The sequence below is a fragment of the Chlorobiota bacterium genome (assembly GCA_016700335.1).
Taxonomy (GTDB): Bacteria; Bacteroidota; Ignavibacteria; order OLB7; family OLB7.
Map to the genome: position 1 here is coordinate 2,239,356 of CP065014.1, position 26,741 is coordinate 2,266,096.

25 protein-coding genes and 4 pseudogenes are annotated in these 26,741 nt (G+C 28.4%); 9 read left to right on the forward strand and 20 right to left on the reverse strand.

What is annotated here, in order from left to right; genetic code table 11:
- Nucleotides 1–61: 61 nt before the first annotated feature.
- Together IPP08_09175 and aspS are read right to left on the reverse strand one after the other, a co-directional pair.
- Nucleotides 62–403 (reverse strand): annotated as a pseudogene (locus IPP08_09175) (hypothetical protein).
- A 63-nt stretch (nt 404–466) separates the two neighbouring features.
- Nucleotides 467–2,227 (reverse strand): aspartate--tRNA ligase, encoded by a 1,761-nt coding sequence (gene aspS / locus IPP08_09180; GenBank protein QQS65939.1) that lies wholly within the window; start codon nt 2,225–2,227, stop codon nt 467–469.
- Nucleotides 2,228–2,363: 136 nt separating this feature from the next.
- Here aspS and IPP08_09185 point away from each other — a divergent pair, with 136 nt between their 5' ends.
- The 3 genes from IPP08_09185 (at nt 2,364) to IPP08_09195 (ending at nt 5,352) form a co-directional block, all read left to right on the forward strand.
- Nucleotides 2,364–3,296, forward strand: coding sequence for a DUF3078 domain-containing protein (locus tag IPP08_09185; protein QQS65940.1), 933 nt, complete (start codon nt 2,364–2,366; stop codon nt 3,294–3,296).
- Nucleotides 3,297–3,453: 157 nt separating this feature from the next.
- The gene (locus IPP08_09190) at nt 3,454–4,863 is read left to right on the forward strand and encodes a glycine--tRNA ligase (protein ID QQS65941.1); all 1,410 of its coding nucleotides are present in this window, start codon (nt 3,454–3,456) and stop codon (nt 4,861–4,863) included.
- 99 nt (nt 4,864–4,962) lie between these two features.
- Nucleotides 4,963–5,352: a DUF2203 domain-containing protein gene (locus tag IPP08_09195; protein ID QQS65942.1), complete on the forward strand. Its 390-nt coding sequence runs from the start codon at nt 4,963–4,965 to the stop codon at nt 5,350–5,352.
- A gap of 18 nt (nt 5,353–5,370) precedes the next feature.
- On the opposite strand, the gene IPP08_09200 is transcribed toward IPP08_09195, so the two are convergent.
- Nucleotides 5,371–5,973, reverse strand: a complete 603-nt coding sequence (locus IPP08_09200) for a dTMP kinase (protein ID QQS65943.1) — start codon at nt 5,971–5,973, stop codon at nt 5,371–5,373.
- 57 nt (nt 5,974–6,030) lie between these two features.
- Here IPP08_09200 and IPP08_09205 point away from each other — a divergent pair, with 57 nt between their 5' ends.
- From IPP08_09205 to IPP08_09225, 5 genes are all read left to right on the forward strand, one after another.
- A complete protein-coding gene (locus IPP08_09205; GenBank protein QQS65944.1) occupies nt 6,031–6,816 on the forward strand; it encodes a hypothetical protein in 786 nt (261 codons plus the stop codon).
- An 87-nt stretch (nt 6,817–6,903) separates the two neighbouring features.
- Nucleotides 6,904–7,512: a hypothetical protein gene (locus IPP08_09210; protein QQS65945.1), complete on the forward strand. Its 609-nt coding sequence runs from the start codon at nt 6,904–6,906 to the stop codon at nt 7,510–7,512.
- A gap of 83 nt (nt 7,513–7,595) precedes the next feature.
- Complete coding sequence (gene folD, locus IPP08_09215; GenBank protein ID QQS65946.1) at nt 7,596–8,477, forward strand: bifunctional methylenetetrahydrofolate dehydrogenase/methenyltetrahydrofolate cyclohydrolase FolD; 882 nt, start codon at nt 7,596–7,598, stop codon at nt 8,475–8,477.
- 99 nt (nt 8,478–8,576) lie between these two features.
- Nucleotides 8,577–9,224, forward strand: coding sequence for a hypothetical protein (locus IPP08_09220; GenBank protein ID QQS65947.1), 648 nt, complete (start codon nt 8,577–8,579; stop codon nt 9,222–9,224).
- 85 nt (nt 9,225–9,309) lie between these two features.
- The gene (locus tag IPP08_09225) at nt 9,310–10,113 is read left to right on the forward strand and encodes an alpha/beta hydrolase (GenBank protein ID QQS65948.1); all 804 of its coding nucleotides are present in this window, start codon (nt 9,310–9,312) and stop codon (nt 10,111–10,113) included.
- A 110-nt stretch (nt 10,114–10,223) separates the two neighbouring features.
- On the opposite strand, the gene IPP08_09230 is transcribed toward IPP08_09225, so the two are convergent.
- From IPP08_09230 to IPP08_09280, 11 genes and pseudogenes are all read right to left on the reverse strand, one after another.
- A complete protein-coding gene (locus IPP08_09230; protein QQS65949.1) occupies nt 10,224–10,586 on the reverse strand; it encodes a DUF2200 domain-containing protein in 363 nt (120 codons plus the stop codon).
- Between the two features lie 15 nt (nt 10,587–10,601).
- The gene (locus tag IPP08_09235) at nt 10,602–10,934 is read right to left on the reverse strand and encodes a DUF1801 domain-containing protein (protein ID QQS65950.1); all 333 of its coding nucleotides are present in this window, start codon (nt 10,932–10,934) and stop codon (nt 10,602–10,604) included.
- A gap of 18 nt (nt 10,935–10,952) precedes the next feature.
- Nucleotides 10,953–11,829, reverse strand: a pseudogene (locus IPP08_09240) (NmrA family NAD(P)-binding protein).
- 424 nt (nt 11,830–12,253) lie between these two features.
- Nucleotides 12,254–12,589: pseudogene (locus IPP08_09245) on the reverse strand (alkylphosphonate utilization protein).
- 113 nt (nt 12,590–12,702) lie between these two features.
- A complete protein-coding gene (locus IPP08_09250) occupies nt 12,703–13,179 on the reverse strand; it encodes a DUF1772 domain-containing protein (protein QQS65951.1) in 477 nt (158 codons plus the stop codon).
- Nucleotides 13,180–13,572: 393 nt separating this feature from the next.
- Nucleotides 13,573–14,445 (reverse strand): DUF808 family protein, encoded by an 873-nt coding sequence (locus tag IPP08_09255; protein QQS65952.1) that lies wholly within the window; start codon nt 14,443–14,445, stop codon nt 13,573–13,575.
- A gap of 371 nt (nt 14,446–14,816) precedes the next feature.
- On the reverse strand, nt 14,817–15,209 hold the full coding sequence (locus IPP08_09260; GenBank protein QQS65953.1) for a nuclear transport factor 2 family protein: 393 nt from the start codon (nt 15,207–15,209) through the stop codon (nt 14,817–14,819).
- A gap of 288 nt (nt 15,210–15,497) precedes the next feature.
- Nucleotides 15,498–15,863, reverse strand: coding sequence for a hypothetical protein (locus IPP08_09265; protein ID QQS65954.1), 366 nt, complete (start codon nt 15,861–15,863; stop codon nt 15,498–15,500).
- Between the two features lie 379 nt (nt 15,864–16,242).
- Nucleotides 16,243–16,596, reverse strand: a pseudogene (locus IPP08_09270) (cupin domain-containing protein).
- A 258-nt stretch (nt 16,597–16,854) separates the two neighbouring features.
- Nucleotides 16,855–17,151: a hypothetical protein gene (locus tag IPP08_09275; protein ID QQS65955.1), complete on the reverse strand. Its 297-nt coding sequence runs from the start codon at nt 17,149–17,151 to the stop codon at nt 16,855–16,857.
- On the reverse strand, nt 17,148–17,426 hold the full coding sequence (locus IPP08_09280) for a hypothetical protein (protein ID QQS67865.1): 279 nt from the start codon (nt 17,424–17,426) through the stop codon (nt 17,148–17,150). The genes IPP08_09275 and IPP08_09280 overlap by 4 nt, the downstream gene beginning before the upstream one ends.
- Here IPP08_09280 and IPP08_09285 point away from each other — a divergent pair.
- Nucleotides 17,380–17,526 carry a hypothetical protein gene (locus IPP08_09285; protein ID QQS65956.1) on the forward strand — a complete coding sequence of 49 codons (147 nt, stop codon included), beginning with the start codon at nt 17,380–17,382 and terminating at the stop codon, nt 17,524–17,526. The two genes, IPP08_09280 and IPP08_09285, sit on opposite strands and share 47 nt — an antisense overlap.
- On the opposite strand, the gene IPP08_09290 is transcribed toward IPP08_09285, so the two are convergent.
- The 6 genes from IPP08_09290 to IPP08_09315 all read right to left on the reverse strand — a co-directional run bounded on the left by IPP08_09290 (nt 17,523) and on the right by IPP08_09315 (nt 26,639).
- Nucleotides 17,523–17,852 carry a hypothetical protein gene (locus IPP08_09290; protein QQS65957.1) on the reverse strand — a complete coding sequence of 110 codons (330 nt, stop codon included), beginning with the start codon at nt 17,850–17,852 and terminating at the stop codon, nt 17,523–17,525. The two genes, IPP08_09285 and IPP08_09290, sit on opposite strands and share 4 nt — an antisense overlap.
- Nucleotides 17,853–18,230: 378 nt before the next feature.
- The gene (locus IPP08_09295; GenBank protein ID QQS65958.1) at nt 18,231–18,581 is read right to left on the reverse strand and encodes a GIY-YIG nuclease family protein; all 351 of its coding nucleotides are present in this window, start codon (nt 18,579–18,581) and stop codon (nt 18,231–18,233) included.
- Entirely contained in the window at nt 18,568–19,011 is a 444-nt protein-coding gene (locus IPP08_09300) for a DUF1330 domain-containing protein (protein QQS65959.1), read from the reverse strand. Before IPP08_09300 ends, IPP08_09295 begins: the two co-directional genes overlap by 14 nt.
- Before the next feature lie 115 nt (nt 19,012–19,126).
- Nucleotides 19,127–19,771 carry an FAD-dependent thymidylate synthase gene (locus IPP08_09305; protein ID QQS65960.1) on the reverse strand — a complete coding sequence of 215 codons (645 nt, stop codon included), beginning with the start codon at nt 19,769–19,771 and terminating at the stop codon, nt 19,127–19,129.
- 261 nt (nt 19,772–20,032) lie between these two features.
- Nucleotides 20,033–23,896, reverse strand: a complete 3,864-nt coding sequence (smc, locus tag IPP08_09310; GenBank protein ID QQS65961.1) for a chromosome segregation protein SMC — start codon at nt 23,894–23,896, stop codon at nt 20,033–20,035.
- Nucleotides 23,897–24,044: 148 nt separating this feature from the next.
- Entirely contained in the window at nt 24,045–26,639 is a 2,595-nt protein-coding gene (locus IPP08_09315) for a YIP1 family protein (protein ID QQS65962.1), read from the reverse strand.
- Between the last annotated feature and the right edge of the window lie 102 nt (nt 26,640–26,741).

Consider the following 26,741-nt stretch of genomic DNA (forward strand, 5'->3'; position numbering starts at 1 on the left):
CATTATCTTTAGAATAGAAATTTTTGAAATCATTGTTCAGTCTGTTAAACTTACAAAGTCCATTTTCAGTACCAACCCAAATTATTCCATCTTTATCTTCTGCTAAACATAAAATTCTATTGTTTGAAATTGAAGAATTTGCTGTAGAATAAATATCAGATTTATATCCGTTATATTTAATTAATCCATTATCAGAACAAAACCAAACAAACCCATGTGAATCTTGAAATATTTTATTAATATTAGATTGAAGTGGTAATTGATCTATAGATAATTTATTATAAGAAACCTCTTGTGAATAAGCATTAATAGAGCTTATTAAACAATAGAAAATTAATGTAACTAAAATGTATATTAATTTTTTTGAAAATATTTTTGTTGTATAGGTGATACTAAATTTTATTTAAGAATTAATATTCAAGACTATTTATGTTTCTGATTAAATAAATAAATTTTTAATTTAAAACTACTTTTGCAACAATTTTATACCAATTATTTTAAGTAAATCTTCATCAACTAACGATGGTGTTTCATCCATTAATGAAGAAGCAGATGTAGTTTTAGGGAATGCTATTACATCTCGAATATTTTCAGTCCCTGCAAGTAACATTATCATTCTATCTAACCCTAACCCATAACCACCATGTGGAGGTGCTCCATATCTAAAAGCTTCTAATAAAAATCCAAATTTGGTATTTGCTTCTTCAATAGTCAAACCCATCATATCGAAAATTTTTGATTGAGTTACTTTATCGAATATTCTAATTGAACCTGACCCAATTTCATATCCATTAATTACCAAATCATAACAATTTGCTCTAACTTCAAAAGGATTAATATCCAATAAATGTTCATCTTCTTTTTTATATGAGGTAAATGCATGATGTACTGGAACAGGAAGATTATTTTCATCAGGTTCAAACATCGGGAAATCTATTATAAATAATGGTGCATTTTCGTTTTTGTTTATTATCCCTTCCCTTTTTGCAATTTCTAATCTTACCTGACCAATAGAATTCAATGCAATTTGTTTTTTTTCTGCAACAATCAGAATCATGTCTCCCATTGTAGCATTAAACTTTTCAATTAAATTTTTAGATTCATCTTTTGAAACAAATTTGGCATTGCTTCCTTCAAAACCTTCCTCATTAACTTTTAGCCATATTAACCCTCCTGCTCCATATTTTTTAGCATAATCTATGATTTCATCAATTTGCTTTCTTGAATACTTAGCTCCCCCTTTAAAATTAATTCCTCTTATAGTTCCATTAAATTCAAATATTTTCTTAAATACATTAAACTCAGTGTTTATAAATAGGTCTGTCAAGTCTTGAATTTCCATTTGGAATCTGATGTCAGGTTTATCAGAACCATATCTATTCATTGCTACATTATATGGCATTCTCATAAAAGGTACTTTCATTTCGACTCCTTTTATTTCTTGCCATACTTTGGCAATATATTTTTCAGTTATTTGTAATACATCTTCTTGATCTACAAATGACATTTCAAAATCTATTTGAGTAAATTCTGGTTGTCTGTCAGCACGTAAATCTTCATCTCTGAAGCATTTTGTTATTTGGACGTACCTATCAATACCAGAAACCATTAGAATTTGTTTGTAGATTTGTGGCGATTGAGGTAAAGCGTAAAATTTGCCATGATGTATTCTGCTTGGAACTAAGTAATCTCGAGCTCCTTCAGGAGTTGATTTGACTAATATTGGTGTTTCAACTTCAACGAAATTATTTTCTGCAAAGTACTTATGAGTTATCTGATAAACATTGTTCCTCATTCTTAAAATATCTTGCAATTTTTTTTCTCTTAAATCTATGTATCTATATTTTAAAAGAAGTTCTTCATTTGTTGAGTCTCTTTTTCCAACATCTATTGGAGTTGGTTCACTTTTGTTTATGATTACTAATTCAGAACAATATATTTCTATTTCTCCTGTAAAAATGTTTTTATTAATTTGTTCTCTTTGCCTTACTTCGCCTTTTATTGCAACTACATATTCATGCCTTAATTCACTTGCTAATTCACTTAGTTGTGGAGAATATTGTGGTGAAAAAACAACTTGAGTAATTCCAGTGTAATCTCGAACATCTGCAAAAATAAGACCTCCCAAATCTCGTCTAACTGCAACCCATCCATTCAGGGTTACTGTTTCTCCGATATTTGTTTTTGTTAAAGTTCCTGCAAAATGTGTTCTTTTTGGATATGTCATATAATTATTTAAAAAACTAATTGATGTTATTTAATTCAAATGTAATTTTTTTATTTTTAAAAATTGACAAAAATAATTTATTAAAATTTATAAACTGAAACAATCTATAATCTTCATTTAAAATTTCTAAAAATTTATGAAAAAAAAATTTCTTTATTCCTCAGTCTTACTCCTATTTTTTATTAAATTGACTTTATTTTCTCAAATTGAAAGTATCAAAATAAACTCTGCTTCATCAGATTCTTTGTTAGGGTGGAAATCTGGTGGTAACATTGGTATCAATGCCTCTTCAAGCGGACAAAGTAATTGGTCAGGAGGTGGCAAACCTACTGTGAATATTTTAGGTTTAGTTAATGTATTTCTTAATCAAAAACTCGTTAGCTCTTCATGGGAAAATAGTTTATCTTTAAAATATGGTGCTCAAAATATTGATAAGGCTGGATTTACTAAAAGTGATGATGAGTTTTCAATTGCTTCAAAGTATGGTGTCAAACAAACAGAATCTATTTATTGGGCAGCTCTACTTCAATTCAAATCACAACTAGATGTTGGTTATAAACTAGGTTCTCCTGATTTGCTTTTATCTAGATTTTTAGCTCCAGCAAATTTAAACTTAGCATTAGGTATAGATTACAAACCTACTTCAAATTTCTCATTGTTTGCTTCTCCTATTGGTGCAAATATTCTTTTTGTAACTGATAATTTTTTGAATAGTGAAGCTGGTGATGGTAACAACGAAAATGGTAAAGGTGCTTTTGGAATTGATGCTGGCAAAAGCTCTAAAATTAGTGTTGGTGCTGGTTTGAAAGCACTTTATAAAATTGAGTTAATGAAAAACACTACTTGGGAAAGTAACTTAACAACTTTTGCTCCTTATAATGATATTACTCATTGGCAGATTGATTGGAAAAATAATTTATATCTAAAAGTTAATGAATATATTAATGCAGGTTTATCTACTCAAACATTGTACGATCATAATGTTATTGTAAATCGAGATGATGAAACTAAAGGACCTGAAACTCAATTAAAATATATTTTATCTTTAGGTTTAGGTTACAATTTTTAATTTAAATTATTTAAGAATTTTAATCCTCTTAAATTTTTTTTGAGAGGATTTTTTATTTAGGTTTTTTAAAATTTTTATAATACTATCAGCTAAGTAGTACTGATATAATTTACTATTTTTGCCGAACTAAATTTTAATAATTATTCTTTATACATAAATGGCAGCAACTTCTTTAGAAACTATTGTATCTCTTTGTAAAAGACGTGGATTTGTTTATCAATCATCAGAAATTTATGGTGGATTAAATGGCTGTTGGGATTATGGTCCATTAGGAGTTGAATTGCTTAGAAATGTTAAAGAGGCTTGGTGGCGCGAAATGACTTATCGTGATGATGTTGAAGGGATTGATACTTCAATTCTTATGCATCCCAAAGTATGGGAAGCCTCTGGACATTTGCAAAGTTTTTCTGATCCAATGATTGATAACAAAATTTCAAAAGCTCGTTACCGTGCCGATCACTTAATTGAAGGGGAAATTGAAAAGTTATTAAAAAAAAATAGAACTGAAAAAGCAAACAATCTTCAAAAACAATTAGATGCAGCAGTTGAACCTTCAGATTTCCATAAAATTATTATTGATTGGGAAATTAAAGATCCTATAAGTGGTACTGCCGATTGGACTGATGTTAGGTATTTTAATTTGATGTTTAAAACTTTTACTGGCCCGGTTGAAGATTCTTCTGCAACAGTTTATATGCGTCCCGAAACTGCTCAAGGCATATTTGTAAATTTTAATAATGTTCTCCAATCAACAAGGCAAAAAATTCCATTTGGAATAGCACAAATTGGAAAGGCTTTTAGAAACGAAATCAATACTAAAAACTTTTTGTTCCGAACAAGAGAGTTTGAACAAATGGAGATGCAGTTTTTTGTGAAACCAGGTGAAGATGAAAAATGGTTTGAATATTGGAAAAATAAAAGATGGGATTGGTTTGAAAAGTATGGTATGACAATGAATAAATTAAAATTGAAACCTCACGAAAAATTAGCACATTATGCAAAAGCAGCTATGGATATTGAATATGAATTTCCTTTTGGTTGGGGTGAAGTTGAAGGGATTCACAATCGATCAGATTACGATTTAATAAGACATACAGAGTTTTCAGGTAAAAAATTAGAATATTTTGATCAAACTATAAATGAAAGATTTACACCATACGTAATAGAAGTTTCTGTAGGTGCATCAAGGTCAACAATGGCTTTCCTAGTTGATGCTTACAATGAAGAAGAAGTGAATGGTGAAAAAAGAGTTGTATTAAAATTTCATCCAAAGTTAGCTCCATTTAAAGCTGCAATTCTCCCTTTAGTCAATAAAGATGGAATGCCTGAATATGCTGATAAGATATACAGAGAACTTATGCAAAATTTCAAAACTTTTTATGATGAATCTGGTGCAATTGGAAGACGTTACAGAAGGCAAGATGAAATTGGAACTCCTTATTGCATAACAATTGATGGGCAAACTCTTGTAGATGGCACTGTTACTGTTCGTGATAGAGATTCAATGGAACAAATAAGAATTAATTCAGATCACTTAAATAAATATATTTCTGAAAAACTTTCTTAAAGTAAAGATTTGTTTTGTTTAAAATCTCAAAATATTTTCTTATCACTTTCAATTAAATAATTTCATTCTTAAAAAACTAATTCTAATTACTAAGATTTAATGAATTATAATTTTAATATTCATTTCACAATTCAAGAGGCAAAGGCTGCATTACCTGACGCTATTAGACTTTTAAAAAAAATTCAAGAGCTTAATAAATCTCTTACTTCAACTGGCTTTGATATTTATAAACATAAAACTTTTGGGGGTTCTCAAGTTAATGGAATTGCAAGTTTACCAAAAGAAATGCAACAACTGATTGATGTTTATAAAGAGTTCTCAATAAAAGGTTATATCCTTAAAAATGTAGAGCGAGGATTACTTGATTTTCCATCTATAAGGTCAAATGGTGAAGAAGTTTTTTTATGTTATCTATTAGGTGAAGAAACAATAAGCTATTGGCATGGTGAAGAAGGTTTCAATGGGAGAAAAGATTTAAATGAATTTTAAGATAAAAATAATGTTTAGTTATATGTGTTTTACTAAATGATTAAATACTATTTCAGGATCAGATTCCCCATCTATTACAATAAATCTGTTAGGGTTATTATTTGCTATTTCTAAATAACCATTTGCTACTTTGTTAAAAAATTCTATTCCACTAAGCTCCATTCTATCTGGTGATTCACCCTTTCTAATTTCTGAACGCTTAAAAGATGTTTCAACTGATATATTAATTAAGAATGTTATATCTGGAATTAATCCGTTTGTGGAAATTCTATTAATATTATTTATATCATCTAGATTAATTCCCCTCCCATAACCTTGGTATGCAACTGTTGAATCATAGAACCTATCACAGATTACGATTTTATTATCCTTTAAAGCTGGTGAAATTATTTTTTCAACTAACTGTGCCCTACTTGCGGAAAAAAGCAACAACTCAGTTAATGAACTCATATCCATATATTTTTTCTGTAATAGCATTTCCCTTATCTGTTCAGAGATTGGTGTATTTCCTGGTTCTCTTAATAAGATATAATCAACTTTCATTTTTTCAAAATATTCACAGAGCAATTTTATCTGAGTAGATTTACCACAACAATCTATTCCTTCAAATGTGATTAACATTGTTTAAATTTGCAAATATAATTTTATAATTTTTTTTTCAAATATAATTCTTCAACAATGAAAAGTATTGCACTTATTTTAAAAACAACTCTTTATTTATTAATATTATCAGTTATTTTTTCAAGTAATATCTCTGCTCAAAAAAAGTTTAAATCAACTAAATCCAAAACTTTTACAAACTCTAAGATTGGATCTAACAAAAACCCAATCACAATTGAACCATTAGAAACTACTGGAAATAAAATTTCATTTCATGTTGGATCTCCAATGTTTTTAAGAGTAAAAATTAACGGTAAGTTAGGTTGTGAGCCTATGAACGGTCAGTTTTTTTACTTTGACCAAAAAGATATTCAAGTAGGGTGGGGCTTTGAAGAAGTATTTGATTCAACTCTTTTTCCAAAAGATAAAAAATCTTGTGAACGAATTATTATGCTTTCAAGTGAAAATTCAAATAGATTGCCAGAAGGTGATTATCAATTAAAATTAGCCTTATATGTAAATGAAAAAATTAAGTTAACTTCGAATACTATAACTCTAAGCCCAATTCATGCAAATCAAGCTTCTCAGGAATCTTATTCAGCATTTTTACTTGAACAGATTTTTAGAAATAGCCCAGTTCTTCAAGATCCAGAAACTTTAAAAGCAATTTTTTCAGATAAATCTTTAGCAAGTGCAGAATCTGAAATTTATTGTGGATTAATGAAACTAAGAGCTGGCGATATTAGTGGCTCAATTTTAGCATTAAAAAATTCTGAGATTTTAGAATCAAAAGCTGGCAAACCTTTAGGTAATTTTGCTTCTTCAATTAAAAAAATAGTTTCCATAAAAACTGTAAATAATTAATTAAAAAATTTGCTCTTTTTCCAAAAAATATTTTTCTCAATGAACCATTACTAATATTTTTCTTTAACTTAATTTCATTTTAATTTTATGTTCAGTTATCCATTAAATTTCAAGTTCAAAACTTTAGCATTAGGTGCCAAAGTTACAGTTACAGATTCAACAAATAAACAATTGTTTTTTGTGAAGCAAAAGCTTTTCAAACTCAAAGAAAATATCCAAATTTTCACTGATGAATCTATGGCTCAACTCGTAGGAACAATTGGTGCTAATAAAATACTTGACTTTTCTCCAAGATATTCTTTTAAAACTCCTGATGGTTCTGAGATAGGTGCTGTTAAGCGTTATGGAGGAAAATCTTTATTTCGTGCAACCTATGAAGTTTTAAATGGAGATGTATCTGAATTTATTATTAGAGAAGAAAAATCTTGGGTCAAATTTGTTGATGCTCTTATAGGTGAAATTCCTATTTTAGGTATGTTCGCAGGATACATTTTCAATCCAGTTTATATTGTTCAAAGAGGTAATAAAGAAACATTAAGAACTGATCCTTTAGTTATGAAAATTAAAAAACAACCTGCAATGTTTGAAGGGAAATTTATTGTTGAATTACTTGATACAAACTTAGATGAAGGAGAAGAAAGCAGGTTAGTTATTGGTGCTTTAACAACTATGATTTTTGAAAGATTTAGAGGATAGTATTGTATTTTAAATTGTACTGATTCGAATTAACATTTATTCATTTTACTAAAGTTTTTGTTTTTGATCAAAATTAAATATTTATGTTTTTAATAGATGGTAAAGTAATTTCTAAATCAATTGAGGAACAGATTGCATTAGATACTTTAAAATTAATAAATGAAAGCGGAATTACTCCAGGATTAGCTGTAGTGCTAGTTGGGGATGATCCTGCTTCTACTTATTATGTTAAAGCAAAAGAAAAAGCATGCCAAAGGTTAGGGTTCAAATCTGTAAAACATCATTTGAATGAGGATACTTCTCAAGAAGAATTATTAGCTTTAATCAATACTCTAAATTTAGATGGTTCAATTCACGGCATATTAGTTCAACTTCCATTACCTAAGCAAATGGATGAACAAAAGGTGATTGAAACTATTTCACCAAAAAAAGATGTAGATGGTTTTCATCCAATATCTGTTGGTAGAATGGTTATTGGTCTTTCTTCTCCTGCACCTTGCACTCCATCTGGAGTAATTGAAATGTTAATTCATAATAAAATTCAAACTAAAGGTAAAGAAGTTGTAATTGTTGGAAGAAGCAATATAGTTGGTAAGCCACTTGCAAACTTGATGTTACAAAAAAGAGAAGGAGGTGATTCCATTGTTACAATTGCTCATTCAGCAGCAGATGATTTAGCTTCAATTACTAAGCGTGCAGATATTCTTATTGTTGCTATAGGTAAACCAAATTTTATAACTGCCGATATGGTAAAAGATAATGCTATTGTAATTGATGTTGGTATTAACAGAATTGAAGATTCTTCAAGTGAAAAAGGTTATAGAATTGTTGGTGATGTTGATTTTGAAAATGTTAAAGATAAATGTATTGCTATCACTCCTGTCCCTGGTGGCGTTGGGTTGATGACTATTGCTATGCTTATGAAGAATACTCTTAGGGCTGCCAAAGGAGAATTTTCTTATTAATCTTTTCAATTTTTTTTCTCTTATTTAATTTTAAATCTTTTTTACTTTTACTCTTTTTTAGTTTCATATTTAAGATTGCCTTGCAATCAGATGCTTTTTATGACAACAGTTAAAAATAATAAACTAAAAAGTTCATTAACACCCAGACAAAATGAAATTTATGATTTCATAAAAAATACCATTCGTGCTAAATTTACACCACCTACAATTAAAGAGATTATGCTTAATTTTAAGCTCAAATCAACAAATGGTGTAAATGATGTTTTAAATGTACTTGAACATAAAGGTTATATAATTAGGCAACCCGGTAAAGCTCGTGGCATTGAGCTTTGCGAGACTTTGTCTATTTCGCCTATCATTCAGTCTCCAGTTAGAAAAGCTGTGATTGTAGGCTCTGGAAGTGCTGATAACTCTTATTCAATTTTCATGTCTCCAGTTGGTGAAATTCTATTAGATCAAAATTTTTTTCCAAACAACGTTTTTGTTTCAATTGTTTCAGATGATGCAATGGATAAAGAGGGTATCTTAAAAAATGATTTAGTGATAGTAAAACAATGTAATGATTTTGAAAATGATAATTTAGTTTTTGCTATTTCTGGTAATAATAATGTTATTCGAAGATTAAGTTTTCTTGCTAGAGGTGAAAAATTTCTAATAGCAGCAAATAGATATTACAATAAAATAAATGTTATTGAAAGCGAAACTGTAATTTTAGGTTTGGTTATTGGTCTGATAAGGAAAATGTAAATTGCAAATTAATTTTTATTTTTAATTCTTATTACTACATTTTCATAATTCTTTTAATTGTTAAATTTACTACCTTAAATAAATTGTGCATCAAAGTTTAAATTATAACATTATTGGTAAAGGTCCGCCTATATTACTAATTCATGGAATACCTTCAACTGCATCACTCTGGGGACCCCTTATATCTTTACTTTCTGATAAATTTACATTTGTATCTATTAATCTTCCAGGCTTTGGTGGTTCTCCTAAATTAAATATTAATCCCCAAAATTCTTTACAAGATATTGCTAATTTATCTGTTAAGATTATGATTGAAAATGGATTTGAAAAGTTCCACTTGATAGGTCATTCATTTGGTGGTGCAGTTGCAACAACATTATCTTATGTTTACCCAGAAAATATAGTTTCTCTTATTCTATCATGTCCATTTACACCTAATACTCAAGTGCCATTTAATTTTGGAATGAGTAATACTTTCTTTAAAATATCTAATAGTATTTGGAATAAATTAAACAACTATTCAAGAAATAAATTAACTGAACTAGGTGTTAAAAGAGCTTATGGGTTAGGGTATTTGAAAGAACGTGCAGATGTTATTTCACAAGAAATTTGTGATGAATTTTTGTTAGAAAATATTTATAGTCTATTGAGTAATTTTAATAAAAATTTATTAGAACAAGCCTATAATAGTTTATCCGAGAAAAATTTCAAGATAACTATTATTGGGGCGGATAACGACAAAGTAATTCCTTACAAAAACTTCATTGAGATTCAAAAAAAATTGCTTAATTCAAATGCTATTACAATTAAAAATTGTGGGCATACTCCAATGTGGCAATACTCAGAATTATTTGCACAGATTATAAATTCACATATTAATGACATTTAAAAAAATTTAATTATTCTAATTATTATAAATTATTTTATTCATTTTGAAACTTATTATAACTTACATAACATTGTGGTACTTAAAGTAAAAAAAGTCGATTTTGTAAATTATCATGTTCTTAATATTTTCTCCATCTTTTTTCCATTTGCTAATTCATCAACTAATTTATCAAGATACCTAACTTTTTTTGTTAGAAGATGTTCAATTTCTTCTATTCTATAACCACAGATTACACCTTTAATTAAATCTGCTTTTGGGTTCAATTTTGCTTTGTCAAAAAATATTTCAAAAGTAACTTTTTCTACAATAAGTTCTTCTATTTTTTTGTTATCAAACCCTGTAAGCCATGCAATGACTTTATGCAGCTCTTCTTTATTCCGTCCTTTTCTCTCAACTTTGTTAACATAAAGTGGATATACAGAAGCAAAAGTCATTTTTGTTATACGTTCAATATGTTCAGGGGTTATCTGCATTGGACTTCAATTTTATTAAAGTTTTAATTTTTGTTTTATTATGTTTTTAATCAATTCAATTGGTAAAGGTTTGTCATGTTTAAAATGCAAACTCGCTTTTGTGTTTTTCGCTCTGTATTCAGAAACTTTATTTTCTATTTCTAGTAAGCCGTAAACTGGATAAAAACCAATGTAATTTTTGTATGCAGCAAAATAAAGAAAATGCTTTCCAACTTTAAAAGCCGGCATATTATAACGAATACTTTCTTCTGTGTTAGGAATCACTTCAAAAAATGCTTTTCGTAAAGCATTTAATCTTTCTTGAACTTCAGGTTCAAATTGCTGTATATATTTTTCAACTTCTGTCATTTTGTGTGTGATGTTGAATCAATTTACTTTTCTTAAAATATTTTTATTTGAAACAACAAACTCGTCAAAAGATTTTGGTTCACTTCCAGTTATAATTTTTACCCATTGAGTTGTATTAGGGCTCTTTTGAAATCTTGGAAAGTAATGCAACATTATCATTACTAATATAAACATTGTAGGAATATTTTCTTTTCGTTTTGTTAAATAGAATTGAAACAAATTTGGTGAAATAAATTTTATTGTTTTTCCAATTCCTTTACTTATTTTTTCTGCTATTTCGGTAAATGTCAAAATTTCATTGTTAGTTAACTCATAACTTTTATTAATATGATTATGAGGTTCTATCAAAACTTGAGCAGAAACATTACCAATATCTTCAACTTCAATTAATGTGAATTTTGCATCTCCTGCTGGCAGATAAATTCTAAGATTATTCAGTATGTCATTGCTTAAAGTGGTTGTAAAATTCTGCATAAAATATGCTGGTCGTAAAAATGTGAATGGAATTTTACTCACTACAATTAATTTTTCAATTTTATGATGAGGTATAATTTTATTTTTTTCAACTCCTTGCACAGATAAAAAATACAATGTGCTTTATTGAAGTTTTCTTTGCTGTTTCAACTAGGGGTGCAAAGTATTTTTTAACATCGGAATTTTGGGGTGGACGGTGCAAAAAAAGTATATCAATGTTTTGTAATGCAGGCAAAAAAGTATCAACATTCATAAAGTCAAATTTCATTTTATTGACGCTAAAATTAGAAAGCTTTTCATTGCCAAAATCTTCACACTTAACACCAGCATAAATTTCAAGTTAGTGGTCAAGTTTTTTTAAAGCAGATAATACCTCACCTCCAACATTCCAAGTCGCTCCAGTTATTAAAACATTTATCATGATATTATTTTTAGATTAGGTTGTTAATTATAAGGTTTGTTTGATGTTTAAAGTATTAAATTGTACTAAAAAAAGTTAACAGTTTAATTAATTAGGTTTTTCAATAATACGAGTTTTTCGATAATGCTTCATTTATAATTTTACTGTTTTGATTATTGTTTTTTGAATCATGAATTTTAAACTATAAGATTTATTTAACACCTTAATGATTTTATGTTTCGCTTCTTAGGTTAAATATTTACAAGCCTTTTTAATGAATTTTTTATGGTTCACATTTTTTAGTGTAAACCTATTTTAGGACAAGACAATGAATTAGCTACAAACATTCTTATGTAGTTAGAATAAGATTTATTTATTTGACTAATAATAAATACTTTAAATACTATTTTTTAAAATAGAAAAAACGGGGTAATTTCAATTTATGTTAATTGACTTTACGAAGGAACTCAGATTTTAAAGCCATTGAACCTAATTCATAAATTTTACAGTCAATGTTATGGTCACTATCAAAATTTAGACGAATATTTTTAACTTTAGTACTTGCCATTATTGGCTTGGGAAATCCTTTAACAGGTAGATTTATGATAACAATTATACTATCCCCTTTTGAAGTTCATTACCGTTTGAGTCAGTAATTATATTTTTTTTCTGTGTCATCTTGTTCATTAGGATTCCATTCATAACCGCATTCAGGACAGGCATACAAATCGTTTCCTAATGAGTAGCAATAAAGCAATTTGCATTTTAGACAAGTTTTCAAATTAAATTATTTTTTAAGTATATTTTTTACTTCAATATTTTACATTTTATTGTAAACATATTTTGGGATAAGATTAATCGTTATAGTAAGTGCAAAATGACTGCTTAGTTGTATCAAGATGAATATGATTTATGTAATGCTCTTCCTGAAACAAGAAGGCCAACAAAATCAAGTGCTATCCGAAGAAAATTATAATTCCACCATGATTGACACATCTCTTTTAGTTTCACTGGGTCGAGTTCAGTCTTTTCGCCATACCAACCTACATATTCATTAATCGGTAGAAAATGTAACATTGTAAAAGTTATGTCAGCTAAAGTCACGACCAAAGCAATGAGCAACAAATTGCGAATTGCTTTTGAAGTTCGCCAATAAGCGATTGGAGAAATAATTGCGAATACCAATACTGCCAACTTTATCATGAAATAGTCTCCAGGTTCGGTGACATGAAAAAAAGCACGCAAGTTTTTGACAGATTCTAAATCACCGGTTCTCCAATTTGCGGCAATAATTATCATGTCGAAAACCATCCCGACAAATAGGAAATACCAAATGGTAAGATTCGTCCAAAGAATAATTCGCTTGTTCATATTAATATTCATTAGTTGTTAATGTTCAATGTAGTTAAAACTAATAGTTCGAATTATATATTCCAAATTTTATTTCCTTAACAAAGTTAACGGTTCACACTGTCTCAAGAGCATGACCCATAATGTATAAACATACGCATAAATTTCATCTTTTTTAAAATAGCGAATATAATTATTTTCTCAAGTAACTACAATTTACATTTTGGATTTTAATACAGGTTTTGTACTGCGTACCTATAATTAAATTTGTGTATTTACAATTATTTTCTTTCATTGAAATGAATCTCAATGATTTTCCACTTCGTTACTTAGTTTGTCACAAGCAGTTAAGGAAAAAGTTTGATTGGAATATAATTCATAGATTTAGGGATCTCAAATTTCAAACAAGTCACTTTATATCATTTTTTTAAATAGCGAAATAATTTTTTTGACAAAAGCAATTATAATTAACGTAATTATTCCTCCTATTACTCCAAAAATAGATTCTTTTATAAGGGTTGGCCACTCAGATAAAATGTGGTGCAAATATTCAATATTATGTGCAAAAATACCACCCGACACAAGTAATAAAGCTATAGTACCTACCACTGAAAATGTTTTGATAACAATTGGTAGGGCTTTTACAAATAATAATCCAATTGCATTTAAAAAACCCTTCTTATTAGATTTTTCAATCATATAAAATCCAAAATCATCCATTCTAACAACCAACGCTACAATGCCATAAACACCAACAGTAGTTATTATGGAAACAAGTGATATGGTTAAAATTTGTACACTTAAAGTTTTGTTTAATACTGAACTTAATGCAATAATTACAATTTCAACTGAGAGCATAAAATCGGTGATTATAGCTGATTTTATTTTTACTTTTTCCAATTCAGCATCTTGTTCAATTACACCAACTGCTGCTTTCTTTGCGGGTTGTTTTTTATGAAAAAAGTATTCTACAATTTTTTCTACACCTTCATACGCAAGGTAAAAACCTCCAAGTATAAGTATTATTATTATGGCTGCCGGTAAAAAATTATTTAGCAATAAAGTTATAGGTACAATAATCAACTTGTTAATAAATGAACCTTTTGTAATTGCCAACAAAACAGGAATTTCTCTGGAGGCTACAAAACCCGTTGATTTTTCGGCATTAACAGCCAAATCATCACCAAGTATTCCAGCTGTTTTTTTTGTAGCAAGTTTGGCATTAATAGCAACGTCATCCATCAATGCAACTATGTCGTCTAAAATTGCAAAAAAACCTGAAGCCATGTTGGTATTAAATTTATTTTGATGAGTTATTGAATCAAGTTCAAATTATTTAGCAGTTAACAAGATTTTCAATTTCCAACAATTGATACAAGGTCTTAAAGGCTATTGAAACCTTATTTATCATTTCTTTTGGTTGATTGGGCAAATTGAGAAATATTTATATAATTTGATATCCCGTAAATAAAAGGAAGGGAAATATTATTCTTTTCATTTATATTACATGTATTACTTAATTGATATTAACTTGTAAAGCTAATAAAATTCTAATCAGAACTTGTATAACTTCACTAAAGGCTTAGAATATGGTAGTCATGCCTAACCTAATTAATATTAAAAGTAGATGTTAATTTTTTGACTAGGCATCTAGTTTACTACCCTTTGACATAAGCTAATTTTTCAGCCACTTTCCCATTTGTAACCTTAAAAACATCGATTCCGCGTAAATGCCAGGGTTTTCCTTCTTTTGTCTTATGATAAATCCATCTTACTATACATCGATTGTCAGCAACAATAATTTCTTCCGCTTCAAAATAAGCATCAGGATTCGCAATAAAAAAATGTTGCCAAAATTCTCTAACTTTAATAGCTCCTTCTATATGAGTGCCATCTGGCATTGGATTTGTATTTTCAAATAAACAATCTTCAGTCATGAGATTCATTACACCATCTACATCATGTTTATTAAAAGCTAAATTAAAATTTTCTATTGTGGTTAATGTAGAATCTGAATTATCGAACTTTTCTTTTCTATTTTTTTTATCCATTTTCTTTTTATTGTTTGCATTAAAAAATACCACTTTTCATTAATTTAATTCGAATCATTGAAAATTGGAACCATAATAATATTGATTGTTACAAAGTAATTGACTTAAAAGCCATTGTAACCTACCTTTTCACATTTGTTTTTAGCAATTCGTTTTTATTCGATGACATTTCCTATTAGGAATAAATTTTTTATAATTTTTCTTGAAGCAATGATGTAGAAGATGCCACTCTAATTTCTTAATTAAAATTTCTCATCACCTGTTAGAAATACAAAATATATCTAAGACTCAATTTGATTTAAGATTGCCTTTGTAGTCATATTTAATATCAGACTGATTATTTTTTTTCCAAATCATTGTACCTTCTATTTGATTACCATTTACTTTTCCCTCAATCTCGATTGTTCCTTCTGATAAACTAGATATTGTACCATAAAAAGATATAACCCCATTTTCCAATTTTGCTATATATGGGGCAGACTTAAATCCAAATTGATGACAGGTTTTTGAATCTATAATCCCTTTATCAAAGTCGAACACATCAGAGTCTTGTTTTTCTGGATGATTTACATCCCAGCTGACTAGAGAATATGATTTACCATCGAGTTGATTATCAGTTCCATTTCCACATGCAACTGTAAAAAACAACAACATAAAACTAATGAGATTAATTTTAAACATATAATTAAATTTTAATAGTGAAAAAATGTAAAATGAGTATTCTACTTTATAAATAAAATTGATTTCTTTAAACGAATTATGTTTAAAAAATTTTAATCGATGGAAACAACTTAGAAACAGTTTTGAAAATATGAACGTTGATTAAATTACTTTAGTCACAATCTCAAGGTTATAAATACCTAAAAGTTGGCTTTTGACAATTTGATTAAGTTTCATAGCAACTTCACTAACTTGGAATTCAACAGTAATCCAATGTTTTTAATATAAGTCTTTATAAACAAATAATTTGTCAGATTAAAGGTGTAATTATATAAAAATTTACTATGTAAATGCCAGGTATATAATGATACTATTATAAATGTTTTGCAAAATCAATCCTACCTTGAAAATCGATGACCACTGCTGGTTCATCCCCAACTATCCATGCATCATGACCTGAAGGTAAAAGTGAAACATCTCCCGGTTTACAGTCAAATTCAGTTCCATCGTCCATTTTTACCCTGAGGATGCCAGAAACATGGTACTGAAAGTGAGGGGCTTCGCAACTTTGTGTGTTGACAAGTGACTATACAGAAGTTGCCCAGTGCCAGCCTGGCTCGAAAATCCCTCTCCCTACAATTGCTCCACCTACATTTATAAGCTCTTGCCTTCCTTTTGGAAATTCACGAACTTCATCTGGTGTTCCAAAGTTTTTCCATACAGCCATTTTTATTTTTGATCCATATGCGTTATGATTATTATTGATAATGTAATTTAAAACAAATAAATGGAATAAAAATGAAAATTCTTTGGAAAAACAAGCAAATTTAAAGTATTATCTAATTAAAATTGTCAATCCTAAATTTGTTTAAATGACTGATTGTAAAACAATTATTAATTTAATAATTCACAGCCCAACTTCTATCAAACGAAGTGCGGTTCATTTTTTCTCATTTCAATAATCAAGCAACTCTATTATTAGAATTTAAGGTAAGATATATTGTTTTAACCATTTCCAATTTTCTTCTGCGGCTTTATACGGATGATTTGTTCCGATTGGATATGCGTGTTTTAGTCCTTTTATTAATGAAATACTAAAAATATTTAATGGATCAGAAGAAGCTGAAAAATAAGAAGCAGTTATAACTGTATTCGTATCACCAGACATAGTAATTCTGGGATTTAACCCAAAGTTAGTGATATTTGTATGAGCAATATAATATATGTTTCCATTTAAAAGAGTAGATATTGAGTCGTTAATCAAAGTTAGTAAAGAAGTCATTGGTGCTGTTGGACCAGTATTCCCTGGACCGTAGTCCTGATTCCCCTTTTACAGTAAACAGGTAATTTCCTTACAGGAAAATAAGTTTGAGTGTTAGGTGTAATGCTGTATAATGAACCAGCACTTTCAACAATTGCAGCGAACTTATCACACATTTCAATAGTACACTTTCCAGCCATTTGGCTTCCACTAGAAAAACCTACTAAGTAAATTCGTTTATGATCAATATTGAACCTTGTATTTAAGTCTGTAATAATTGAAGTAAAAAACTTTATATCTTCTCTAGGTGTTTCATCAGCTCAAAATGACCATTCACCTGGCAATGAATTCCATTTGGTAGTCTTTTTTTGCTGTCCACCTGTAATTATACATTAACTCCAAGAAGATGGGAAAACAGTTAATATATTTTCTGTTTCTCCAACTTCTTTCCACCCTGAATTATTATAAAATTCTTCCCCATTTCCGATGGTTCTATACAACATAAATACAACAGGAGTAGATGATAATCCAGAATAGTTAGCAGGAACATCTTCAAAATACTCTCTGTCATCACCATTTAAATTAATTACAAAACTATTTTTCCCTTTGACATAATTTGAAGTTTGGGGTTCTGTTGTATTCTTTTTGCAAGAAAGAATGAAAGTTATAAAAAATGCTAGAAAAATGAGTGATACTTTTGTAATTGTTGTCATTGATGTCATTTATTTTAATTTATAATTATTATTTTTCAATAAATACATCACGATATATAGTAATGTTTTTTGATTTTTTTTTTAAATCTATATTAATTTAAATATGAAAATAATTTGTATTTTTAAATTTATTACTTGGTTAATGAGCACTAAAATATATTAGATAAGTTATTGTGAAGTTTACTAAAAATGCAATCAAATAAATTCTTTTTTCAAAATTTTTAATATTTATTATAAGTTTATTTCAATGCTTTGTTGCAGCTGTTAAAAGAAAGGGTTTATAATTAGAAAATACAACAATTAGTCTAAGTAGTAATAGAAATAGTACATGTAATATCAGTTAATTATTTGCAATACTTTGGTAGTTAGCAGTTGTCATTTATATTTTCATTTGTTATATCCTTTATCTTCAAATGGTTTTAATTCGTCAATATACAATTGTGCAAGCAATTTAACTTCGTTTTTGAAGTCGATATTCTCTCCTTCAGTTTGTTTTATTTCAGATAATACTTCATATTTAAAGTTGTCCTCTCCAAACTCTTTCCACTCCTTTTGTAAATAATCGTTTCTATGATTTCCAAAATTCAATTCCATTCTATTTCTGTTCCAAATTGCTTCTAAATCAATGCTTCCATCAATATAAACTTTACCATTTACAACATTTCTAATTTGAAAAACTCCGATTTTAAATTTCTTTGTACGATATTCTTCTTTGATTTCTTTTTTAGTTTTTATCATTTAACATTTTGAAATTTTGTTCTGTTAATGGTAAAAGTCGAGAGTCTTCCAATGCTGCAGTCCTATGACCTATAACTTTTAAATATTCATGATTTGAAGCGAATGCAATAAAATCTTGAACACTATTTTGTTGGATCATCATAACACAATCCCAACGTTCATTTGTTGGTCCAACCAAAAAATGTCCACCATACCCTAAAAACATAATTTCTCCACCTGATTTTTTTAAATGTTGTAAAGTCTTCTCAATATAAAGCATATATGCCACTTTTCCACTAATTGGATTTGATGGTGCTAATTCTGGTGTTTCTGAATAATCTGCAAATTCCTTGAACCTAAGAAGATTCAACATAATGACTTGTCCTGAAATATTTCTTTGGAAAAATTCTCGTCCTGATTCTTGTGTTGGATTTAAATAGAATTTATTCATTATTGTTTGTTACAATAAACTTTAAAGTATTGTATAGTGTTTAAAATTGCAAATGAAATCTAGAATTGATTTAAATTTTTCTTAGTTTCAAACAATGAAAAAATTCACACCAACTTTACAAAGTCCAGCCAATTGCTTCAGCAACATTAGGGAAATGTTGTTTAAATATTTCTTTTATACTATCTGCAATTTCTCTGTGTTCAAGCTGGGTATCTTCCTCACATCTAAGTTGCAAATAATGTATCCAACTTCTAATACTTCCTTTCATGTACATAGTTGTTTGGGTAGTTAGTGGTAGCACCATTCTAGCACATTCTCTTGCTATACCTTGCTGAATAAGAGTTGAATACAGCTCTTCACTTAGCTTTATATGATTTTCAACAATTGTGTTTATTTCTGAATTTGTAATTTCCTCAGTAGAACTTTGACGATTTTTTTCTGCCTGTTTTCTTAATAATACAGGTTCAATTTCGGTGGCAGTTGCATACCTTTGAGAAAATTCTTGAAACGAAAAAGAGCGATGTCTCAAAATTTGTTGAGCTATTGCTCTTGATGTTACAATTTCGATAGTCATATCAATCATTTCAAAAGGTGACCAATGTTTGTGTTTGATTAAATAATTGATCAATCTCTCAGAGCTTTCGGTATTGTGTTGATTGGAAGGATTACTAACTCTAGCTATATATACAATAAGTTGCTCAGGCGTCATTTCCCATTCTTTAATCAAGGATTCTGTTATTGAAACTAAACTTACTTGCATTTTACTTTCTAATTAAAAATAAATTTTTAAATTGTTTTTTAAAATTATTATAGGGGGATTGAATTATAAAAAACCTCCTTGAAGTCCCCTACCTCAAGAAGGCTAAGATTTTTAGGATAAACTCATAATATATGATACCAGAATCATCCCATTAACCTATCAATCAACCCAACTACTGCTATTTTTAGCAGAATGAAACACAGCCATTACAAAATTATAAAATAATATTGTGTTAAAATCAACATAAATAATAATTATTTATTAGTTAACTAAAGTTTTTTGTTTGGAATTATTTTCAAACTGAACAGAAACAATTTTGGAAACCCCAGATTCTTCTTGAGTAACTCCATACATTGTATCAGCAGCAGCCATAGTTCGCTTATTGTGAGTTACGATAATAAATTGAGTGTTTCCAACAAACTTGCGAATTAAATTTACGAATCTGTCGATATTTGTATCATCTAAAGGAGCATCTACTTCATCTAAAATACAAAATGGAGAAGGTTTTACAAGATAAATAGAAAATAACAATGCAATTGCAGTAAGTGTTTTTTCTCCACCTGAAAGTAAATCTATTGAATGAGGACGCTTTCCTCTTGGCTTTGCAATGATTTCAATTTTAGCTTCTAAAGGATCTCCTTCCATAATTTTTAAATCTGCTTCATCTCCTTCATTAAATAAATTACCAAAGAGTCCAATAAAATTTAATCTAATTTTTTCAAATGTTTCTATGAATAATTTTTGAGCAATGTTGTTAATTTCATCAATTGTATCAAGTAAAATTTTCTCTGCTTTTCTTAAATCATTATATTGAACATTGATAAATTTTAGCCTATCATCTTCTTCTTTCCACTCTTGGTAAGCTAGCAAATTTACAGTTCCTAAAATTTTTATCCTACTTTTAACCTCTCTTAATTTATCTCTAAATTCAGTTAAAGTTGTTTCTATATTTGTTAAATCAAAACTAATATCTGAATTTATTATATTACTATTTAACTTAGATGAAATTGATTCAGAAGAATTTGATTCAAAAGTTTCAACAACTGTTAAATCGGAATCAACGATTGTAATAATAGATGTTTCGGTTATTTCAGTTTCGAGAAGTTCGGTTACTTTACTTCCTGAATCAATATCACAAATATCGTTATCTTCATTATTAGAATCATTAATAGTAACATTATTTATGATTGTATTTTCCGAATCAAATACATTATCATTCTCAATATTCGAATTAATATTATTATTAAATTTTCTCTCCTCAATTAATTTTAAATCTTCAATTAATTTTAATAAATCAATATCTAGTTCATCTTTAGCTCTTTCAACTAAAGAAGCTGCTTTCTGTTTTAGTTCTTGAATTTTTAATTCAAGTGTATGAATCTCACTAACAGTTGATTCGTAACTCTTTCTATCAGTCCTTAACAAATCACTTCTTTGAATTATCTCTAGCCTTTTATTTGATTGTTCAGAAATAATTTCATCACGATTAATTTTGGCATTTTCCAATGAAGCATTAAACAGAATCAAACCGTCAGCAATTTGCTTTAAGTCGTTAGTAATCAATTCTACTTCTTTGATAGACCTTTCCTTATCTGATGTTCTTTGAGTAATAAAATTAAGTGTATTTCTTAAATCAGAATCTAATCTATCAATTGAATTTAATGAATTTCTATCTTCGTTTATAAGCTCAGTAAGTTGAACATTTAAGGAATTTAAAATTCTCATTTTCTCTGAGAATTCTGTTTCTTTGGCACTTAACTGTAAATTCACAACTCTTACATTTTCTTCTGCAAATTTTTGATCTTCTAAATGAGATTCAATTTTTGGAGAAATTTCAAGAAGTAGAATATCTAATGATTTTATTTCTTCTAGCAATGATTGAACTTCCTTTTCATTTGTTATAATTACTTCATCGGCATTATTTTTTTCATATTCAAGTTTGTTTCTAACTTTTTCGATATTACCTAATGACTCTTGAGCTAATCTAACAGAATTTGAAATTTTGCTTAAGTTGATAACACTTTCATAAGTTGAAATAACTCTAGAATCTGATTCAAGTTTTTCTAGTTTTTGGGATAACTTATCAATTTCAATTAACAATTTTTCTATTTGTTCTTTTTTCCCAATTGTAACTCCTTCATTGCTTGTTGTACCACCTCCTCGAACAATGCCAGAAGCCTGTACTGTAGTTCCATCGAGAGTTACAGCCTTTTCACAAATATTTGAAGCTATAGCTCTCTTTGCATTTTCAATAGAATTAACTATAACTACATCTCCAAGCAACACTCTTCTAAGAGAGTCAAATTTGGAGTCAGATTTAGTTAGGTTTAAAGCATATCCAATTACATAATCAGGTAAAGTCTTATTAGAGGATGTATCATTTTCTTTAATTCTATCTAAACATATAAAAGTAGCCTTTCCTTTTTTCCCTAATTTTAATGAAGCAACTCCGCTCATTGCTTGATCTATATTATTTACAATTAAGCAGCTTGAGGCTGATCCTAAAGCTACAGCAATTGAAACTCTAAATTCATCTGAAGTTGAAATTACATCAGAAACAGTTACTGCTTCATTAGGATTCCAAGATTTATCTTTTGATAAAAACCTAACTGCTTCATCTTGATCAACTAATCCAGCGAGAAAATCTAATCTTGATTTACGAGTATTCAATTGCTTGTGAACCTCAACAATTTCATTTCTCATTGCATCTATTTCAGAGCGATACTTATTTTTTAAATCTTGTGAATTTTCAAATTCCTTTCTAGATTTTTCTAACTCTGCTTTCTCTATTTCGACATTATTATAAACTTCAACTAAACTTTTTTCAGCATTATATTTCTTTTGAATAATTTCTTCTTTTAAGTTTATAGAACTATTCAACCTCTTGTTAATACTCTCTTTGCGTGAGTTATTACCAAATTCTTCTCCTCTTAATCTTGCAAGTGAATTAATGATATTAACAACATCTAATTGAGCTTTTTTAGCAGAATCACGACTCAATATTAATTCATTTTCATAACTCAATACTGAATCATTTGCTTCATTAAATTGCAATTGAATTATTGATAATTTTTCTTTAGTCTCAATTAATTTTTTAGCAAAATTTTCTTTTTCTGAATTGTAAGTTGAAATTTTATTTTGTGATTCAAAAACTTCCTTTTCTGATCTTGATATGAAATTATTTAATGCTCTTAAACGCTCAGAAGAAACCGCTTGCTTTTGATTTAGTTCTGCAATTCTAGAACTTATTTCTGTTACATCTTTCTGTGATTCATTTAAAATATTTTCAATTTCAAGTTGATCATTTTCTAATTCTTTAAGAATTGTTTCTTTAGAATGTAGTTCATTATCAAGTTTATTTTTTGTGGAAAAATAACTTTGCAACTTATCATTTAACGGTAAAATTCTAGTAACTGTTTGAAGAAATTCTCTTCTAATAATCTCTACTTCAAGGTCAACTCTTTGTTTATCTAATGTTGTATATTCTTGTGCACGTTTTGCTTGACGCTCTAAAGAGTTCACTTTTTTAGAAACTTCTTTTAAAATATCCGCAACCCTTAACAAATCTTGCTTAGTTGAGTCTAACCTTCTTAAAGCTTCTTTTCTTCTAACTTTATATTTTGTAACTCCTGCTGCTTCTTCAAAAAGTTTTCTTCTTTCATCCGCATTTTCAGATAAAATAGTTTCAACCATTTTTAATTCAATAACTGAATAAGCATTTGCACCCATACCAGTATCCATAAACAGATCAATAATGTCTCTTAATCTGCACTGAGTTTTATTTAAAAGATATTCACTATCTCCACTTCTAAAGAGTCTTCTTGTTAATGTAACTTCTGAATATTCTGTAGGTAGAATTCCTTTTGTGTTTTCAATGGTCAATGAAACTTCAGACATCCCCAAGGGCTTACGAGCTGATGTCCCATTAAAGATTACCTCCTCCATTTTATCACTTCTTAATGTAGAGGCTTTCTGTTCACCAATAGCCCACCTAATTGCATCTATAATATTAGATTTACCACAACCATTAGGACCAACAATTGCAGTAATACCTTCGTTGAATTTTAAAATTGTTTTTTGAGCAAATGATTTGAACCCGACAATTTCTAGTTTTGATAAGTACATAAAAAATATAAGATATAAACTAACAATTAATCATTGTTAATAGAATTGTTTTTAAATATTGAAAAATATGTCATTCAAAATTGCTTCTTAATTCTAAAGCAATTTTTAGTGGAATTAGAAAATTAAATGTGAATATATTAAAAAATATCTAGATATAAAGTCCTCCAATCCCTTCTCTTAAATAGCTGATAACTGATTGAAAGTAACTTGATGAGAAATATAAAATAATTATGAGTAATGTAAAAATTGCAAAAATCAAAGTGAAAAATTTAAATGGTCCCGTGTTGTACACTATACTTGCACCTTTATATAACCTATATAAGACCCACAAACCAATTATTATCAACAAACCTACAATTATACCAGACAATCCATTAACACTTAACAGACGGTATAAGAACATAATAAAAGGAGTAAGAATCAAAGTAGGTAAAGCACTCCAGGTGCTTATCACAAAAGAATCTGAGAATGTAACATTTTTCTTTAATACTAATCCAACTAAAAATATTTTACTTGAAACAATTAATAATCCTAATAAAAACAAAAGAGTGAAAAACAAAATTGAATAAATTGGAACCCACACTATTTGATTTACAAGTTCTTTTATTTGATCTGATTTTACAAGTACGCTTAACAAGGTATCAAAATTCTCACTAGTTCTATAGTAATAACAAAGAGATGATATTGCAACTCCCATTATAATAGCAAGTACACCACCTAAAGAAATTGTTTGAATTGTAGATAAAATTCTTTGATCACGAATGTCATTAAAAAAATTACTCGGTCTTAAAAAAGCACGCATCATATCCTGACGGAATCTACTATTTTTATTTAACATTACTATTGAAAGTACTGCACACAAGATTCCAACTATAATATAAGTTATTGTTGATGGTTCCTCATAATCACCAACTAATATTATTGGTTGTGTGCTTTCAGTGAATAATGATCTGAGCATTGATAATGATTGCCTAGGATTTTTGAACAAATCATTCAGCCCAGCACTGAAAATATATTCTTCATTGTTTTTTACAGTTAGTAGTGGGCGGTCTGTTTTATAATCATTAAAAGTCCAATAAATAGAACCCAAACAATTTTGTTTTAAAATAACATTATAAGCATCATTTATATATTTAGCTTGAGCTTCAATTGATAATGGGTCTGCATATCCATTATGATTTCCAAGTTGACATAACTTTCCAAATGTTATTATTACTGGTTTACTATTATTTATTTTTGACAAATTTTTTGAGATCTTACTAACTAAATCATTCGAAGGGATATCTAAAGTTGGAATATGTATAATATCAACTTGACTTAGTAAATCTTTATTCCAATCTTGAGCAGAAAGTATTAAGAATTTTCCTGAACTAGAAGTAATATTTTTTATGATTTTAATAACTTTTAAAGCAGTTTCACTTTCAGGAATTAATGCACTTAATCCATAACCAAAAGTTGATGTATGTATCAATCCAGTCATTACAATATTACTAACAACATCTAATGACCTGCTTATATAAACTTCATTGCGAAATTGGGAAGATGGGGGCATACCAATTTGAGCATCAATCAAAGTCATTAAACCTAGTTCATCACATAAATCAAGAACAAACTCATTTGGAGTACCTCCAATAAATTTCACTAAATTAGCTCCTGATTGTTTGATGATTTTTAAATCTTTAGAAATCAAATCATTGATTATTGTTTGACCCCCTTTATCAGTTTCAATCACATAACCAATGCCCTTAAAAAGTAATTTTTTCCCATTAAATAAGACTTCGTTTTTCTTAACAGCAATTGTTTTAAGTCCAAGTTTAAATTCTCTTACATCAACTAATGATCCATTATACAAGATCTTTACAGTTGCTTCGTATAAATTAGGGCTTTCAAATGACCATACTTTTGGACTAATTGTAGTTACATCAATTCCAATATTTATTGAATGATTTGTTGTTAAAGAAAATTTTACTTCAGATTTTAAAGTATCTTTTATGAAAGATGTATCATCATTTTTTTTCAAGTAAACTAAAGCAGTAAATTCAGCATTATCAAGTAATATCTTATTAGGTCCTCCAGAATCAATTGAATTACCAAAAATTAAACCTTTAATATTACTCGCATTAATTTTTAAATCAAATTTAGTTTTTGCAACATTTGAATCTAACAAATAAGTATTGTATTTAATTTCATCAATGCTAACTGAAGGGCAGCCAATAAGACCAATATCACGAACAATACCAGCGTAAGTTTTGGATTCTAATGGAGTTTTTCTACAAGGTGATGTATTGTAATCTAAATAATTATCTACCTTAATTTCAATAACATTTTTTTCTAGAAGTTTTCCTGTTTCATAAATCGGGATTTCAAATTTACCTTCTCCTTCATGTTTTCCAACTGTAAAACCATTCAAAATTATAGTAGCTCTATATGGTATACTTCCACAAACTAACTTCCAATTGATTCCTGTAAGTTTTTGTTTGTCAATATTAAATTTTCTTGAAAAAACAAGTGAATTGTTCCCAATATAACTACTTGGTATTTTAACTTTTTGAGGGCTTTCATCTTCATCGAATGAAACTAACCAATCACCATTTAAATCTAAATAACTACGAGTTATAGAAATAGCATTTTTACAAAAATTTTTATCAACAGTAGATATTAGAAATCCTTCTGGTTGTTTTTGTGCTAGAACAAATATTGGAAATAATATGAATAAACCTAAAATGGAAATTGTTTTCCTCACTTTAGTATAATTGTAATTAGTGATAAAAAGGTAAAAGTATCTATTAATTAGCCATAAACATCTCTAATGGCAAAGATAAACAAAAGAGTATTGGTTTTAAAT

Coding starts and splice junctions, on each gene's coding strand:
- aspS (QQS65939.1), bottom strand. CDS start 2,227: ATGACATATCCAAAAAGAACACATTTTGCAGGAACTTTAACAAAAACA.
- IPP08_09185 (QQS65940.1), top strand. CDS start 2,364: ATGAAAAAAAAATTTCTTTATTCCTCAGTCTTACTCCTATTTTTTATT.
- IPP08_09190 (QQS65941.1), top strand. CDS start 3,454: ATGGCAGCAACTTCTTTAGAAACTATTGTATCTCTTTGTAAAAGACGT.
- IPP08_09195 (QQS65942.1), top strand. CDS start 4,963: ATGAATTATAATTTTAATATTCATTTCACAATTCAAGAGGCAAAGGCT.
- IPP08_09200 (QQS65943.1), bottom strand. CDS start 5,973: ATGTTAATCACATTTGAAGGAATAGATTGTTGTGGTAAATCTACTCAG.
- IPP08_09205 (QQS65944.1), top strand. CDS start 6,031: ATGAAAAGTATTGCACTTATTTTAAAAACAACTCTTTATTTATTAATA.
- IPP08_09210 (QQS65945.1), top strand. CDS start 6,904: ATGTTCAGTTATCCATTAAATTTCAAGTTCAAAACTTTAGCATTAGGT.
- folD (QQS65946.1), top strand. CDS start 7,596: ATGTTTTTAATAGATGGTAAAGTAATTTCTAAATCAATTGAGGAACAG.
- IPP08_09220 (QQS65947.1), top strand. CDS start 8,577: ATGACAACAGTTAAAAATAATAAACTAAAAAGTTCATTAACACCCAGA.
- IPP08_09230 (QQS65949.1), bottom strand. CDS start 10,586: ATGCAGATAACCCCTGAACATATTGAACGTATAACAAAAATGACTTTT.
- IPP08_09235 (QQS65950.1), bottom strand. CDS start 10,934: ATGACAGAAGTTGAAAAATATATACAGCAATTTGAACCTGAAGTTCAA.
- IPP08_09250 (QQS65951.1), bottom strand. CDS start 13,179: ATGAACAAGCGAATTATTCTTTGGACGAATCTTACCATTTGGTATTTC.
- IPP08_09255 (QQS65952.1), bottom strand. CDS start 14,445: ATGGCTTCAGGTTTTTTTGCAATTTTAGACGACATAGTTGCATTGATG.
- IPP08_09260 (QQS65953.1), bottom strand. CDS start 15,209: ATGGATAAAAAAAATAGAAAAGAAAAGTTCGATAATTCAGATTCTACA.
- IPP08_09265 (QQS65954.1), bottom strand. CDS start 15,863: ATGTTGTTGTTTTTTACAGTTGCATGTGGAAATGGAACTGATAATCAA.
- IPP08_09275 (QQS65955.1), bottom strand. CDS start 17,151: ATGACTTCTTTACTAACTTTGATTAACGACTCAATATCTACTCTTTTA.
- IPP08_09290 (QQS65957.1), bottom strand. CDS start 17,852: ATGACATCAATGACAACAATTACAAAAGTATCACTCATTTTTCTAGCA.
- IPP08_09295 (QQS65958.1), bottom strand. CDS start 18,581: ATGATAAAAACTAAAAAAGAAATCAAAGAAGAATATCGTACAAAGAAA.
- IPP08_09300 (QQS65959.1), bottom strand. CDS start 19,011: ATGAATAAATTCTATTTAAATCCAACACAAGAATCAGGACGAGAATTT.
- IPP08_09305 (QQS65960.1), bottom strand. CDS start 19,771: ATGCAAGTAAGTTTAGTTTCAATAACAGAATCCTTGATTAAAGAATGG.
- smc (QQS65961.1), bottom strand. CDS start 23,896: ATGTACTTATCAAAACTAGAAATTGTCGGGTTCAAATCATTTGCTCAA.